Annotated in this window: 16 protein-coding genes; 4 read left to right on the top strand and 12 right to left on the bottom strand. The window is 66.6% G+C overall.

Annotation, left to right across the window (positions count from 1 at the left end):
• Positions 1-9: 9 nt before the first annotated feature.
• Positions 10-735 carry a hypothetical protein gene (locus G7B69_RS04260; protein WP_166176451.1) on the top strand — a complete coding sequence of 242 codons (726 nt, stop codon included), beginning with the start codon at positions 10-12 and terminating at the stop codon, positions 733-735.
• Positions 736-801: 66 nt separating this feature from the next.
• Here G7B69_RS04260 and rpsD read toward each other — a convergent pair whose 3' ends face one another.
• The 7 genes from rpsD to rpiB form a co-directional block, all read right to left on the bottom strand.
• Positions 802-1,416, bottom strand: coding sequence for a 30S ribosomal protein S4 (gene rpsD / locus G7B69_RS04265; protein WP_166176453.1), 615 nt, complete (start codon positions 1,414-1,416; stop codon positions 802-804).
• Between the two features lie 170 nt (positions 1,417-1,586).
• A complete protein-coding gene (locus tag G7B69_RS04270; protein ID WP_166176455.1) occupies positions 1,587-1,859 on the bottom strand; it encodes a hypothetical protein in 273 nt (90 codons plus the stop codon).
• Between the two features lie 130 nt (positions 1,860-1,989).
• Positions 1,990-2,715: an RNA methyltransferase gene (locus G7B69_RS04275; RefSeq protein WP_166176457.1), complete on the bottom strand. Its 726-nt coding sequence runs from the start codon at positions 2,713-2,715 to the stop codon at positions 1,990-1,992.
• The gene (gene nrdR, locus G7B69_RS04280; RefSeq protein ID WP_166176459.1) at positions 2,696-3,175 is read right to left on the bottom strand and encodes a transcriptional regulator NrdR; all 480 of its coding nucleotides are present in this window, start codon (positions 3,173-3,175) and stop codon (positions 2,696-2,698) included. Before nrdR ends, G7B69_RS04275 begins: the two co-directional genes overlap by 20 nt.
• 6 nt (positions 3,176-3,181) lie before the next feature.
• Complete coding sequence (locus tag G7B69_RS04285; protein WP_166176461.1) at positions 3,182-3,397, bottom strand: hypothetical protein; 216 nt, start codon at positions 3,395-3,397, stop codon at positions 3,182-3,184.
• 4 nt (positions 3,398-3,401) lie between these two features.
• A complete protein-coding gene (glyA, locus tag G7B69_RS04290) occupies positions 3,402-4,721 on the bottom strand; it encodes a serine hydroxymethyltransferase (RefSeq protein WP_166176463.1) in 1,320 nt (439 codons plus the stop codon).
• 5 nt (positions 4,722-4,726) lie between these two features.
• On the bottom strand, positions 4,727-5,170 hold the full coding sequence (gene rpiB / locus G7B69_RS04295; protein ID WP_166176465.1) for a ribose 5-phosphate isomerase B: 444 nt from the start codon (positions 5,168-5,170) through the stop codon (positions 4,727-4,729).
• Positions 5,171-5,268: 98 nt separating this feature from the next.
• Between rpiB and G7B69_RS04300 the strand changes: the two genes are divergently transcribed.
• Both G7B69_RS04300 and G7B69_RS04305 read left to right on the top strand, forming a co-directional pair.
• The gene (locus tag G7B69_RS04300) at positions 5,269-6,273 is read left to right on the top strand and encodes an aldo/keto reductase (protein ID WP_166176467.1); all 1,005 of its coding nucleotides are present in this window, start codon (positions 5,269-5,271) and stop codon (positions 6,271-6,273) included.
• 23 nt (positions 6,274-6,296) lie between these two features.
• Entirely contained in the window at positions 6,297-7,223 is a 927-nt protein-coding gene (locus tag G7B69_RS04305) for a beta-keto acid cleavage family enzyme (RefSeq protein WP_166176469.1), read from the top strand.
• A gap of 15 nt (positions 7,224-7,238) precedes the next feature.
• On the opposite strand, the gene G7B69_RS04310 is transcribed toward G7B69_RS04305, so the two are convergent.
• The 4 genes from G7B69_RS04310 to G7B69_RS04325 all read right to left on the bottom strand — a co-directional run bounded on the left by G7B69_RS04310 (position 7,239) and on the right by G7B69_RS04325 (position 12,524).
• Positions 7,239-8,531: an NRAMP family divalent metal transporter gene (locus tag G7B69_RS04310; protein WP_166176471.1), complete on the bottom strand. Its 1,293-nt coding sequence runs from the start codon at positions 8,529-8,531 to the stop codon at positions 7,239-7,241.
• 16 nt (positions 8,532-8,547) lie between these two features.
• On the bottom strand, positions 8,548-9,759 hold the full coding sequence (locus tag G7B69_RS04315; RefSeq protein WP_166176473.1) for an MFS transporter: 1,212 nt from the start codon (positions 9,757-9,759) through the stop codon (positions 8,548-8,550).
• Positions 9,760-9,879: 120 nt separating this feature from the next.
• Complete coding sequence (locus G7B69_RS04320; protein ID WP_166176475.1) at positions 9,880-11,493, bottom strand: GMC family oxidoreductase; 1,614 nt, start codon at positions 11,491-11,493, stop codon at positions 9,880-9,882.
• Positions 11,490-12,524, bottom strand: a complete 1,035-nt coding sequence (locus tag G7B69_RS04325) for a winged helix-turn-helix domain-containing protein (RefSeq protein WP_166176477.1) — start codon at positions 12,522-12,524, stop codon at positions 11,490-11,492. Before G7B69_RS04325 ends, G7B69_RS04320 begins: the two co-directional genes overlap by 4 nt.
• An 86-nt stretch (positions 12,525-12,610) precedes the next feature.
• On the opposite strand from G7B69_RS04325, the gene G7B69_RS04330 reads away from it, so the two are divergent.
• Positions 12,611-13,183 (top strand): hypothetical protein, encoded by a 573-nt coding sequence (locus G7B69_RS04330; protein ID WP_166176479.1) that lies wholly within the window; start codon positions 12,611-12,613, stop codon positions 13,181-13,183.
• Here G7B69_RS04330 and G7B69_RS04335 read toward each other — a convergent pair.
• Positions 13,180-14,955, bottom strand: coding sequence for a DEAD/DEAH box helicase (locus G7B69_RS04335; RefSeq protein WP_166176481.1), 1,776 nt, complete (start codon positions 14,953-14,955; stop codon positions 13,180-13,182). The two genes, G7B69_RS04330 and G7B69_RS04335, sit on opposite strands and share 4 nt — an antisense overlap.
• Positions 14,956-14,991: the final 36 nt, after the last annotated feature.

Below are 14,991 nucleotides of genomic sequence, written 5' to 3' on the forward strand. Positions count from 1 at the left end.
GAGCCGGCGGTGTTGCGCCAACTGGGCGTCATGGCGGGGGCGAATGATCCTTCGGCGACCGGCCCCGCGCCCGCCCTGCTGCGCTTCGTGGTGGCGATGCTCGGCAAGCGTTGGCATGCTGATCGGCCGGTTATCGTCAAGGCCAACGTCCCGGTGAACTTCATCGCCGCACGGGTCCTTGCGCTCGACCCGCTCGCACCCGCGATCATGCTTCATTTCCCGCTTGCCAACTACGTCGCTGCGATTCTGCGAACCGATGGGCACGTTCGCTGGACGGAGAATGTCTTCGCCGAGCTGCGCATCGGCGAGAGTCGTTATTCTGCTGTGGCCCCACCGCAGACCGCGGCGGAAAAGGCGGCCGCCTTATGGTTCACCCAGATGAAGGCGTTCGAGAGCTTGCTCCAAACATATGCCGGCGTGCGCAGCCTTGAGGCTTCGATGCTGTTCGACCGGCCCGCTGAGACGGTTCTCGCGGCCGCCGGTCTATTGGAACTCGATATGTCGGACGTCGAAGCGCGGCAGATCTCCGCGGGCGAACTGTTCCGTTCCTACTCGAAGAATCCCGCGCTCGATTACGATCCGGAGGTGCGGACGGCGCGCGAGGCCGAGGCCATGCGGCGGCTCGAGAGAGAGATCGAGCAAGCGCGGGCCTGGGCGGAAGCGGCCGGTGAACGGCACGGTCTTCCGGCGGCGCTCGACCGGCCGCTGCTCGGCGAGCCGACGCCATTGCTCTAGTCACGAGTTACAAACGAAAAGGGCGGCCCCGCGGGACCGCCCTTTCGTGTTCCGGTCGTCCGAAGATCAGCGCGAGTAGAACTCGACGACCAGGTTCGGTTCCATCGTCACCGGATAAGGCACCTCGTCGAGCGTCGGGATGCGCGCCAGAGTGACCTTGTCGGGGCCGTCGGCCGCCACGTAGTCGGGAACGTCACGCTCGGGCAGGCTCTGCGCCTCGGCCACCAACGCCATGTCCTTGGCCTTGTCGCCCAGGCTGATCACGTCGCCGAGCGCCACGCGGCGGCTGGCGATGTTGCACTTCACGCCGTTGACGCGAACGTGGCCGTGGCTGACGAGCTGGCGGGCAGAGAAGATCGTCGGCGCGAACTTGGCGCGGTAGACGACCATGTCGAGCCGGCGCTCGAGCAGGCCGATCAGGTTCTGCCCGGTGTCGCCCTTCATCCGGCTGGCTTCCTGGTACGTCGCCTTGAATTGCTTCTCGGTGACGTCGCCGTAGTAGCCCTTGAGCTTCTGCTTGGCCCGCAGCTGCAGACCGAAGTCGCTCATCTTGCCCTTGCGACGCTGGCCGTGCTGGCCCGGACCGTAGGAGCGGCGGTTGACCGGAGAATTCGGACGGCCCCAGATGTTTTCGCCCATCCGGCGGTCGAGTTTGTACTTGGCGCTCTTGCGCTTCGACATCGTGTCGATCCTTCAATTTGCTGCCGCTATCCCATCGATAGCGTTTCAACCCGGTATCGCACCGCTGGAGCTATTCTCCAGCGCGGCCGCCGCTTCACCGGGATGCGGGGCCAATCGCGAGCGGCGCCAATGGCCGCCCGAGACCGGAATGTCAATCTATGAGAGGCTTGTCAGCCGGCCTGGCCCGCACCTTCGCGGATGCCACCCATCCTGCTGCCGTACTCGTCAAGGTTCTTCTTGGTTTCCGCGGCGACCTTGTCCCATTCCGCCTGCGTCAGGCAGACACGGCGCTTGCCGATCAGGGAGCCCGTGATGTTTTCGGTGCGGCAGACCTTCTTTTCCTTGGTCGTTGCACCGCCACTGGCGTTGCTCTCGTCCTTGGCGAGGAGCGGAGCCGACATTCCCATTGCGAGCGCGGCTGCCAGTAAGATCTTCACCTGCATTCCATCCTCCTGACAATTCGATCCTCAGGAGCGACCACCTGCCGCTGCCGACCACGAAGAGTGAGCGATAAAGTAATCGCTGTGCGTGAAAATGCAAACGACGTACAAAGTATTACAAAGATGAATGGGCTCAGCGTTCCTTTCGCCCGAGCGCGCTCAACACGCCGCGGAGCGTGCGCACCTGGAGATGGTTCCAGCCGGGCTTGGTGAGCACGCCGCGCAGTGTCCGGCGCGTTGCTTCGGCCCGCGCGGGAGGGCGAAAGTAGTCTTTCGGCTCGAGCAGCTCCTCGAGATGCGCAATCAAGCCCTCGAGTTCTTCCTGCGGGGCCGGCGGCAGTTGCTCATCGAGCGTAGGCTGCGAGAGCTCGCGATGCTTCGACCATTCGTAAGCCATCAGGATCACCGCCTGCGCGAGATTGAGCGAGCCGAACTCGGGGTTGATCGGCACGGTAACGATGGTTCGGGCGAGGGCGACGTCATCGGTTTCGAGGCCCGAGCGCTCGGGGCCGAAAAGGATCGCGCTTCGCCCGGATTGCGAGGCGATTTCGAGCGCCGCCGATTCGGGCGTGAGCACCGGCTTGGTCACACCACGCTTGCGCACCGTAGTAGCGTAGACGTGTGCGCAATCGGCGACCGCTGCGGCCGTGCTGTCATAGACCTGCGCGTCCGCGAGAACCTGATCGGCGCCGCTTGCCGCGGGCCCGGCGGCGGGATTGGGCCAGCCGTCGCGCGGAGCGACCAGGCGAAGTTCGGTGAGCCCGAAGTTGAGCATCGCCCGCGCCGCCTTGCCGATGTTCTCGCCCAGTTGAGGACGGACCAGGACGATGACGGGCGCTTCAGGAGTCGCTTGCGGCATCCCGCACACCGGCTTCCTGGATCGCGCTGGCGAATTCCTCGAAATCGCGCGCTTCGCCGAAGTCGCGGTAGACGCTGGCGAAACGGATGTAGGCGACCGAGTCCAGCTGGCGCAGACCGTCCATCACCATCTCGCCAATGCGCGCCGAGGCGATTTCCGCTTCGCCGATGGTTTCGACTTGCCGCTGGATGCCCGACACGAGTTGGTCGATGCGTTCCTGTTCGATGCTGCGCTTGCGGCAGGCGAGGGCGACCGACTGTTCGATCTTGCTGCGTTCGAACGGCTCGCGCTTGCCGCCGCTCTTGATCACCACGATCTCGCGCAACTGAACCCGCTCGAAGGTGGTGAATCGGGCGCCGCAGCTTTCGCACTGGCGGCGGCGACGAATCGAGGTGTTGTCCTCGGTCGGGCGCGAATCCTTTACCTGGCTGTCGTCATGCGCGCAGAAGGGGCAGCGCATCAGGAGTCAGCGCTTGACCCGGTTGTAGAGCATGAACCCGGCGCCGGCGAGCAAGCCGATCGGCCAGGTCACCACCGGCAAGATCCCGGCCGCGACAGCGCCCACGGCGGCGCCGATCAGCACCGGCTTGGTCGAGGGGTGATGCATCCCCTCCTTGGCCATGCCGACGATTTCCTCGCGCATGTCGTCGACCAGATCGGGTTCGTCGTGAGGATCGGTCATAGGCTTATCTCCCGGGATAGACGGGGAAGGCGGCGCACAGCTCGCCCACCCGGCGGCGGACGCTCTCTTCTACCTGAGCATCGCCTTCGTCGCCATTCTTCGCAAGTCCCTCGACGACTTCTGCAATCAGTCCGCCGATCTTGCGGAACTCGGCCGGGCCGAACCCGCGGGTGGTGCCCGCCGGCGTTCCGAGACGGACGCCCGAGGTGACGAACGGGCTCTTCGTGTCGAACGGGATGCCGTTCTTGTTACAGGTGAGATACGCCCGATCGAGGCCCTTTTCCGCCGCTTTCCCGGTCACGTCCTTGGGCGTGAGGTCGACCAGCATGAGGTGATTATCGGTCCCGCCCGAGACAATCCGCAGGCCCGATTCCTCGAGGCTCGCGGCAAGCGCCTTGGCGTTCTCGACCACGCTCGCGGCATAGGCCTTGAACTCGGGCCGCAGCGCTTCGCCGAAAGCGACCGCCTTGGCGGCGATGACATGGACCAGCGGGCCGCCCTGGAGGCCGGGGAACACCGCCATGTTGAGCGGCTTGGACAATTCCTCGTCGTTCCACAGGATCACGCCCGAGCGCGGGCCGCGCAGGCTCTTGTGGGTGGTCGTGGTGACGACGTGCGCGTGGGGGAATGGGCTCGGGTGAACGCCGCCGGCGACGAGGCCCGAAAAATGCGACATGTCGGCCAGCAGGTACGCGCCCACTTCGTCGGCGATCTCGCGGAAGGCGACGAAGTCCCAGTGGCGCGGGTAGGCGGTGGCGCCGGCGATGATCAGCTTGGGCTTGTGCTCGTGGGCGAGGCGGCGGACTTCGTCCATGTCAAGCCGCTGGTCCTCGCGGCGCACCCCGTAAGGCACCGCGTTGAACCATTTGCCGCTCATGTTGACCGGCGAGCCGTGCGTCAGGTGCCCGCCGGCGGAGAGGTTGAGTCCCATGAAAGTGTCGCCGGGATTGAGCAAGGCGAAGAACACCGCCTGGTTCATCTGGCTGCCCGAGTTGGGCTGGACGTTGGCGAACTGGCAGCCGAACAGCGCCTTTGCCCGCTCGATGGCGAGGGTCTCGACGACGTCGGCGTACTCGCAGCCGCCGTAGTAGCGTTTGCCCGGATAGCCTTCGGCGTACTTGTTGGTGAACACCGATCCGGTCGCTTCGAGCACCGCCTTGCTGGCGATGTTTTCCGAAGCGATCAGCTCGATTCGGTCGCGCTGCCGGCCGAGCTCGTTGCGGATGGCCTGGTAAACATCGGGATCGGCTTCGGCGAGGCTATCGTGCCAGAAGCGATTGACGGCATCTGAAAGCTCGGATTGCGGCGCGTTGGCGGTGGTCATGGGGGTCAGGCGTCCTGCGGTGACTTGGAAAGCTTGTCGACGCGTCCGGCATGGCGGCCGCCTTCGAATTCGGTGGAGAGGAATGCGGCGACGCAGGCGCGGGCCATTTCCGGCCCGATAAGGCGGGCGCCCATGGCGATGGCGTTGGCGTCGTTGTGCGAGCGGCAGAGCCTGGCGGAGAGCGGCTCCGAGACCTGGGCGCAGCGCACTTTGGGGTTGCGGTTGGCGGCGATGGCGATGCCGATGCCCGAGCCGCACAGCGCGATCCCGCGCTCGGCCGCGCCCGAGGCGATCGCCTCGCCAATCTTGTAGCCGTAGTCAGGATAATCGACGCTCGCGGTGTCGTAGGGCCCGAGATCGGCGACCTCGTGGCCCTGCTCGGTGAGCCACTGGACGAGGTCGGCTTTCATGTCGAGCGCGGCATGATCGGACGCGATGGCGATCTTCATGCACCGCCCATAAGCATTTGCCGCGCGCGGTGCCACCGCAAATGGGCTTTGTCCCCGGCGAGGTCAGCTATAGGGGCGGGAGCGAAGGAGAGTCGGCCATGGAATACCGCTACCTCGGGCGCAGCGCCTTGAAAGTCTCGCCGTTGTGCCTCGGCACGATGATGTTCGGCGGCGCGACCGACGAGCCGACCGCCAAACGGATCATCGACAAGGCGCGCGATCAAGGGATCAACTTCCTCGACGCGGCCGACCTCTACAACGGCGGGGCTTGCGAGGAAGTCGTCGGCCGATCGATCAGGGACAGCCGCCATCACTGGGTCGTCGCCACCAAGTTCGGCTACAACAGCAGCGGCAAGCCCAACGAGGGCGGGCAGTCGCGCAAGTGGATCTTCCAGGACGTCGACGACAGCCTGCGCCGGCTCGGCACGGATTTCATCGACATTCTCTATTTCCACCGCTCGGACAACGAGGCCGGCTTCGAGGAACCGCTGCGGGCGATCAAGGACCTGATGGCCCAAGGCAAGGTGCGCTACTACGGCGTCTCGAATTTCAAGGCCTGGCGGATCATGGAAGTCTGCCGCGTGGCCGATCGGCTCGGCATGGACCGGCCGATCGTCAGCCAGCCGCTCTACAACATCGTCGACCGCCTGTCCGAGGTCGAGCAACTGCCCGCGGCCGGCCACTGCGGGATCGGCGTCGCGCCCTACAGTCCGCTCGCCCGCGGGGTGCTCAGCGGCAAGTACGATCTCGGCGCGCCGCCGCCCGAAGGCTCGCGCGCGGGACGCAACGACGTGCGCATCATGCAGACCGAGTGGCGGCCGGAATCGCTCGAGATTGCCCGCAAGGTAGCCGAGCGCGCCGAGGCCAGGGGCCTATCGACAGTCGCCTTCGCCATCGCCTGGGTGATGCGCAACAGGTTCGTCACCGCGCCGATCGTCGGCCCGCGTACCGAAGAGCAATGGGACGCCTACGTCCCCGCTATCGACGCCGCGCTCGATGCCGAGGACGAGGCGTTCGTCGACAGTCTCGTGCCGCCGGGCCACGCCTCGACGCCGGGCTACACCGATCCGGCCTATCCCATCGAGGGGCGCCAGGTACGCTGATCACGCAAGGGAGGGGATTACCAATGTTCGCCGGCAACAAGTTCATCGTCAGCGCCGCGCTCAACGGCGGCATGCAGCAGGACCGTGACGGGGCGGTCGTCCCCAAGCAGCCCGAGGAAATCGGTGAGGCCGCCGCGCGCTGCTGGGAAGCCGGCGCGGCGATGGTCCATGTCCACGCTCGCGGCCCAGACGGCAAGAACACCGGCGACAAGGAGGTCTACGCAGAGATCATCCGCCAGATCCGCGCCCGCTCGCCGGTCCTGATCCAGACGACGAACGGCATCGGGGTCCGACGCGATCCGGACACCGGGCAATTCATCTGGCCGACCGACGCCGAGCGTTTGGGTCTGCTGGAACTGGAGCCACGGCAGGACCTGTTCGGCATCGCCGGTGGATCGGCCGATTTCTATCATCCCGAGGGTGGCTACGTGAACGAGACGCCCTATGTGAACTCGCCCGATCTGCTCAAGCAGACCATCAAGGCGGTCTACGCGATGGGCTCGGCGCTCGAATACGAGATCGTCGAGGCGAGCTCGATCCACCGGCTGCTGCGCTATGCCGAGGAAGGGCTGTTCGACCGCGACCGCGATAACGTCTGGCTGCTCCACGGCGGCGGTTACGGTGCGGTACCGGCGATCGCGCGCAATCTGATCTTCAATGTCGAGGAAGGCCTGCGCTATTTCCCCCGGGCGATCTGGGGGATGACCTCTACCGGTCGCGCGATGTTCCCGATGATCGCGCTCGGGCTGTCGATGCACTGCGACCTCGTGCGCGTCGGCTTCGAGGATGGGCTCTATTTGCCTGACGGTTCGATCGCCCGCGACAACAGAGAAATGGTCGAGGCGGCGGTGACCATGGGGAGATTCTTTGGGATGGAGCCGGCCACCGTCGAGGAAGCCCGCGAACGCTTCGGCATCAGCGAATTGGCGAACGTCTCGGCAGTAGGATAAGCGGCCTGAAGCTCATCACAGGTCGATTGCGGCGAAGCCGAGGAACAGCGCAGACGCGGCGATCATCACCACCGTTGCCGCCCAGCCGAAGACTTTCTGCCTCCGCGAGATCACCACGCGCCCCATCGCTCGCGGGTTGCTCACGATCAGCATCATCATGATCATCAACGGGCTGGCCAGCAGTCCGTTGACCACGGCTGTCCAGTACAGCGCTCGCGCCGGGTCGATCCCAATCCAGGAGAGCGAGGCGCCGGCCAGGGTGGTGGCGGCAATCGTGCCGTAGAAGAGCCGAGCGGCGAGCGGCTTTGCATCGAGGCTACCGGCGACACCCGCCATCTCCGACACCGCGTAAGCGGCCGAGCCTGCGAGCACCGGCACGGCAAGCAGCCCGGTGCCGATAATTCCGGCGGCGAACATCGCGAACGCGAACTGGCCGGCGATCGGGCGAAGCGCCTCGGCGGCCTGCGAAGAGGTCTCGATGTCGCGAATCCCATGAGCATGGAGCGTGGCCGCGGTGGCGTAGACGATTGCCAACGAAATGAGCGTGCTGAACGCCATTCCTGTGAGCGTGTCGACGCGAATGCGCTTCATCTCGGGGCCGGTGGACTTCGGGGTCAGGCACAGCGGCTTGGCGTGGCTGCGGTGCTGCTCTTCGATCTCTTGCGCGGCTTGCCAGAAGAACAGGTAGGGGCTGATTGTCGTCCCGAGAATAGCGACAAAGGCGGTCGCATAGGCGATGTTGGACTGCAACTCCGGCACCACCAGCGAGCGCAGCGCGTGCCCCCAGGGGACACCGGCGACCATCACGACCGCGACATAGGTGAACAGCGAGAGCGAGATCCATTTGAGGGCCGAAGCGTAGCGTGGATAGCTGAGCCAGACCTCAAGCACGATGCACACGACGCCGAAGCCGAGCGTGTAGAGCCCGGGCGGACCGCCGGTGAGCATCGCGAGAGAAGCGCCCATCGCGCTGAGATCGGCTCCGAGGTTGATCACGTTGGCGATCAGCAGAAGCGAGACCATGAACCACAGCAGCCAGCGGGGGTAATGCCGCCGCAGGTTGCGGGCGATTCCCGCGCCGGTCACCCGGCCGATCTCGGCGGCTATCTCCTGTATCGCCACCATGAGCGGAAAACTGAGAACGAAAGTCCAGGCAAGGCCGTAGCCGAATTCGGCGCCGACCTGGCTGTGCGTGCCGATTCCGCTCGGATCGTCATCTGCCGCGCCGGTGATCAGCCCCGGGCCGAGGGTCTTCAGGAAGGTGGCAGCTTTGCCGGCCGGCGGAGCTAGCTGATCGGGTTCGGTCATGCGGACAGCGGTGGGTCTACGCGGTCGCGCCGATCCGTCGTTCGATCACTTTCGGCGCGGTCTCCCTGAGCGCCAGGGTGATCAGACAGAACAGCACTGCGACCGCAAGCAAGACCCATGGGACCACGCCCAATCCTGCACTATCGGCGAGCCAGCCGACGACCACAGACATTCCGCCCGCGCCAAGCAACTCGCCGACGCCGGCGTTGAAGCCCATCGCCGTGCCTTTGAGGTGCGCGGGGGCGGATTCGCCTGGGATGATCGCCATGATCAGCGCGCCGGTCCCGGCTCCGCCGGCTCCGGCCAAGACGGCACCGGCGAACACGAGTGGTAAGGTGTGATCGCCGAAGGCCAGTAGCATCGCTCCCGCCGCCGAGATCGCGTAGCAGCCGAAGATCACCGGCTTGCGGCCCACACGATCGGACAGCATCGGTCCGACGAATGCGAAGAACACCCCGCCCATGGCAACGGCGGTCATGATCACGCTCATCGCCCCGTTGCTCAGGCCGGCGACGTTGACGATGTACAGCGGCCCGAACCCGAGCAGCGCCCCGTACGAAGTCATGTTGAGCACGGCGAGGATCATCGAGAAGCGAATGTTCCTCACCATCAGCAACGGCCCGATGGCGCCTTTCGGCGTATCATCGGTCCGCGTGTGCGGCGGGTTGCGAATGAACAGCCAGATGACCACCGCCATGATCAGGCCGGGGACGCCGGCGACCCAGAACGCCTCGCGCCAGCCATACGCGGTGCCGACGCCGACGATGATCAGCGGACCGAGTAGCGGAATTGCCTGCAGGCCGATGGTCGAAGTCAGGCCGACCGCCAGCCCGCGTCTTTCGGTCGCCACCTCGCTGTTGACGATGTGGAAGGTCAGCGGCGGCAGGCCACCTTCGGCAAGCCCCATCAGCGCCCGCGCGGCAAGCAAGGTTAGCAAGCCGACCGCCAGCCCGGAGCTGATCGACGCCAGCGAGAAGATCACCGTCGCGGCAACCAGCAGCAGCTTGCTGCGGCCCGTCAGGTCGGCGGCCCGAGTGAGGCCGAAGCTCGAGATCGACCAGGTGACGGCGAGGACGGCGTTGATCAGGCCGATATCCGTGTTGCTCAGGTGAAACTCTGGCTGGATCATCGGCGCCAGCAGGCCGAACGCCGTGCGGTCGAGGAAGACTATCCCGAGGTTCACCCCGAGCAGCCCGACGAGCACGGCCTGGTAACGCGAGCTCGTCAAACCGCGCGCACGAGGTTCAGCTGATACCGACGCCATTCCCACCCTCTCCCCAGACGGCTTGACCTATGACGCCAGCCTAGCAGCGGATTGACCGTCGGTATCGAACTAAATCGCCGGCCGTCACTCCGGCGTCTCGGATGGCAACGTGCGGCCCAGAATGAGGTCGGCGGCTTTTTCGCCGATCATCATGCAGGCGAGGTTCGGATTGCCGCGCGGCAGGGCAGGCATGATCGACGCATCGGCCACGCGCAAGCCGTCGATGCCGCGCACGCGGAGCTCGGCGTCGACCACGGCGTCGGACTCCGTTCCCATCCGGCACGAGCCGGCGGGATGCGCCCGGTGGGTCGCGTGGCGGCGGATGTATTCGGCCAGGTCCGCGTCGCCCTGCACCTCGGCTCCGGGCAGGTTTTCACGGGCGATCAGCTCTCGCAACGGGCTTTGCGCATAGATGCTGCGGCTTAGGCGCAAGGCGTGGACCATCCCTGTCAGATCGCCTGGCTCGGCGAAGAGGTTGAGGAAGATGCGCGGTGGTTCGCGCGGGTCGGCCGAGCGCAGCTTGACCCAGCCGCGAGACTTTTGCGCGAGATAACCGGTGCGGACCGACACCCGCGACACCGGCTTGCGCACCCATAGCCGGGCGTCGCCGCTGAGCGGCAGCGCCATCATCTGCAAGTCGGGCCGATCGAGGCCTCCTTTCGAGCGTGCGAAGACGTTCGCTGAGGTGCCGGTATACGCGAACGGGCCTGACTGGCGCGCGAACCAGCGCGCCGCGGCCCGCGCGGCCCGGTCGGCGCGTAGATGGCGGGTCAAGCCTTCGTCGCCGACGAGGTCGTATTCATTGATGATGTTGGGATGATCGGCGAGGTTGCGTCCGACGGCCGGCAAGTCGTGCACCGGCTCGATGCCTGCGCCGCGCAGCTCGTCCGCCGCGCCGATCCCCGAGAGCATGAGGACCTGCGGCGAGCCATAAGCGCCGGCCGAAAGGACCACTTCCTCGTTGGCGATAACGGTCAGCAGTTGCCCGCGCTTGACGAATTGCACGCCGATCGCCCGGCCGCCGCGCACCACGATCCGTTGAACGAGAGCGCGGGTCTCGATCGTGAGGTTGGTCCGGTCCTTCGCTGGGTAGAGATAGGCCCGAGCGGAGCTGACGCGGAGGCCGTGGTAGACCGTGGATTCCATCCGCGAGATGCCGTCCTGCTCGGGCCCGTTGGGATCGTCGCGATAGCGAACGCCTGCCGCGTTCGCCGCCGCGAGCAGTGGCTCCCACAGCAAGTCCGGCCCTTCCATCCGCGAGATGTGCACCGGGCCATCGCCGCCGTGGTAGGGGCCGGCGCCGCCCCAGTGAGTCTCCAGCTTCTTGAAGTAGGGCAGCACCTCAGCGTAGCTCCACCCTGCCAGGCCTTGAGCTGCCCAGTCGTCGTAGTCGCGCCGGTTTCCGCGGATTGCGATCATTGCGTTGATCGACGAGGTGCCGCCGAGCGTCCGCCCGCGCGGGATCGCCAGGCGGCGGCCGTGCAGCCCGGGCTCGGGTTCGGATTCAAACTGCCAGGTGCCGATCCGCCCCATCGCCACGCGCGGAAACGCCAGCGGCATCAGCTGCAAGGGATGCTGGTCGCGTGGCCCGGCCTCGAGCAAGAGCACCGACACCGAAGGGTCCTCGCTCAGCCGCGCTGCCACCACTGCGCCCGAGGAGCCCGAGCCGACGACGATGAAGTCGTAGCCCGCGGTCACCGGAGATAGCGGCGGCCAATGGTCAGCGCCCCCACCACCCCCGCGCCGAATACCGTGCCTTCGATCGCCCCGGTGACGGTTTGGCTCACACGGCCGAAGCCGCTCTCGCCCAGCAAGTGCGCGATCGAATCGAGGCGGACGTGCGAATCCGGGAATTGCCGCGCGAGCAGGTCGAGGCTGCCGCCGAGCATGTGCCCGCCGAGCATGGGTATCAGCAGCCCGGCCACCGCTCCGGTCAACGCGCCGCAGGCGATGCCGCGCAGCGGTGTTCCACCTCTGGCCAACCACGTGCCGAAGCCGATGGCCGCGCCGAGCAGTGCGCCTTCGGAGGCTCCGGTCATGTCGCGCGGAGCGTGCCCGAACAGCAAGTTGAAGGCATCGAGCCCGAGCAGCTTGGCCAGCGCGCCGACCACGAAGCCGCCTGCAAGGCCGCCGAGTACCGGCCATTGCCAGCGTTGAATCGGGGCAAAGGCGGCCGCGCCGATACCGAGGCCGACTCCTGCGCCGCCGATCAGGCCGAGCCCGGCGGTCAGCGCCATCAACACCAGCAGCAGCGTCGTCGCGCCCATGCCTTGGGCGGAAGCCGCGAAGCCGTAGAGGAATCCGCCGAGCAGGCCGGCCAGCCCGCCGCCGACGGCTCCGGCGGCGCCGGTCAGCCAGAACGCTGGCCAAGGACCGGATGCCGCTGCCGACCTTGTCTCAGCCGCGGACCCCAGGCGCATGACCGGCGCGATGAAGCGATAGCCGTGCTTGGGCACCGTCTCGATGAATCGCGGGCTCGCAGCGTCGTCGCCGAGCTGGCGGCGCAGGGTCTTGATGCACTGGGTGAGCGCCTCGTCGGTTACCGGGATGCCGCGCCACACCTCGTCCATGAAACGGTCCTTCGAGACCAGCTTGCCGGGCTCGCTAAGCAGCAGCGCGAGGGCGTCGAAATAGCGGTTGCTGATCTCGACCGGTTCGCCGGCGCGGCACAGCCGCCGGTCGCCATGATCGAGCGAAAATTCTTCAAAGGTGAACGTCCCCGGATCCATTTTTCAGTGAAATCTCAGCCCTTGCTCATGGCGCTCACCGCTCCCGCGCGCAGGGGTAAGCCCTCGATATGGATGGAGGCAAGAGCATGACGGAATTGGCACACAGACCCTGGAACGCCTGGCGGATCACGCGGTGGACGGTGGCGGGAACCCTGCTGGCCGTCCCGGCGCTGGCGATGCAGGTCAGCGACGAGGTTAACTGGACCGTCGGCGACTTCGTGTTCGCCGGGGTGATGATCATTGGTACCGCGCTGCTTTATGAAGCGGCGGTCAAGCTGTCCGGTGGGTGGGCCTATCGCACAGGCGTCGCCGTCGCGCTGACCGCTGCCTTCCTGCTCATCTGGGTCAACTTGGCCGTCGGCGTGATCGGCAACGAGGACGACCCGCACAACGCGGCCTACTTTTGCGAAGTGCTTCTCGCAGCCGCGGCCGCCTTCGCCGCCGCGTTTCGTCCCGCCGGCATGAGCCGCGCGATGCTTGCCACGGGCGGCTTCCAGTTGCTGATCACGGCGCTCGCGGCCCACGGTGGCTGGGGCGCGAGCGAACCGCCCGGCTTCGCCGGCGTGTTGGTGCTGAACCTCGGCTTCGCGGGAATGTGGCTGCTTTCGGCGGGCTTGTTCTGGCAATCGGTGCGCAGGCAAGCTGGCTCCGCCCCCTAGCCGCGCGGCTTCCTGTCGGAATAAGTCTTCGGCGGACGGTTGGCATTATGCGGGTGCTTGCCCTTGCGGTGGACCTTCGGCTTACCGCGCGGTGGGCCGTCGTTCGGCGCGCGCCTGGGCGGGCCGTCGCGACGGCTTTGCCGGGCGGTATCGCGCGGCCCGCTCTCTGACGGCTCGATCAGCATGCTTTCCTCGCCCGCGGCCAGTTCGGCGGCTGCGGTGCGTTTCACCGCATCGGCAAACTTGGCGGCGACCGCGCGAGGAATTTGCACGAAAGTCTCTTCCGGACCGAGGCGGATCGCGCCGATCTCACCGCGGGTGACGTGGCCGCGGCGGCAGAGGATCGGGAGGATCCAGCGCGGATCGGCGTTCTGTTTGCGGCCAACAGCCAGGCGGAACCACACGGTGTCTTCGAATCCGGGCCGGTGACGCTCTTTTTGCGCCGCTTCGCGAGCTTCCGGAGTGTTGGCGATCAATTCTTCGGGCTGAGGCATCGCCGCACGATGCGCGTGGACCAGAGCGGCAGCGATATCCTCCGGGCTGCGTTCGGCCATCAGGCGGACCGCCAGCTCACGGTCTTCGTCGTCGAACTCGACCGCCTCGAGCAAGTTGGCCAGCAGGCGTCCGCGATCCTGTACGCGGATTGCTTCGGGAGTCGGCGCGTCGATCCAATCGGCCTCGATCCGCGCATCGCGCAGCATCGATTCGACGCGGCGGCGGCGCGGGTAGGGCACGACGATGACCGCGGTACCCTTCTTGCCCGCGCGACCGGTACGGCCCGAGCGGTGCTGGAGCACTTCGGGATCGCGCGGGATCTCGACGTGGACCACCAGGCTCAGGCTCGGCAAGTCGATGCCGCGCGCGGCGACGTCGGTCGCGACGCAGACCCGCGCGCGCCGATCGCGCAAGGCCTGCATCGCCTGGTTGCGCTCGGCCTGCGAGTGCTCGCCCGACAAGGCGACGACCGCGAAGCCGCGCTCCTGCAGCGTAGCATGAAGATGGCGAACATTGTCGCGCGTGGCGCAGAACAGCATCGCCGTCTCGGCTTCGTGGAAACGCAGGAGGTTGACCACCGCGTTCTCGATCTCCGAGGGCGAAACGGTCACCGCCTGATAGGTGATGTCGCCGTGCCCGCGGTCGTCGCCGACGGTCGAGATGCGGTGCGCGTCGCGCTGGTAGCGCTTGGCGAGGGCGATGATCGGCCGCGGCAGTGTGGCCGAGAACAGTAGCGTGCGGCGTCTCTCGGGCGTGGCGTCGAGGATCTCCTCGAGCTCCTCGCGAAAACCCATGTCGAGCATCTCGTCGGCTTCGTCGAGCACCACCGCCTTGAGCGCCGAAAGGTCGAGCGCGCCGCGTTCGAGGTGGTCGCGCAGGCGGCCCGGCGTGCCGACGACGATATGCGTGCCGTAACCGAGACTGCGGCGCTCCTTCGAGGCGTCCATTCCGCCGACGCAAGTGGTGATGCGCGCCCCGGCGCCGGAGTAGAGCCAGATTAGCTCGCGGCTGACCTGCAGGGCCAGTTCGCGGGTCGGCGCGATGACCAGCGCGAGTGGCTTGGCCGCCGGAGACGTGACCCCGCTTTCGTTGAGAAGTTCGCTGGCCATCGCGAGCCCGAAGGCGACCGTCTTGCCCGAGCCGGTCTGGGCCGAGACGATCAGGTCCCGGCCGGCAGCTTGGGGTTCAAGAACCGCGGCCTGAACGGGGGTGAGGCCGGTATACCCGCGCTTGGTCAGCGCATCGGCGAGATGGGTAGGGAGGCTAGAGAAGGGCATGGCGCTCGGTTCTGGGTTGCCGGCGCACGATTGCGG

This window comes from Croceibacterium segetis (assembly GCF_011320115.1).
In the GTDB taxonomy this organism is placed as follows: Bacteria; Pseudomonadota; Alphaproteobacteria; order Sphingomonadales; family Sphingomonadaceae; genus Croceibacterium_B; species Croceibacterium_B segetis.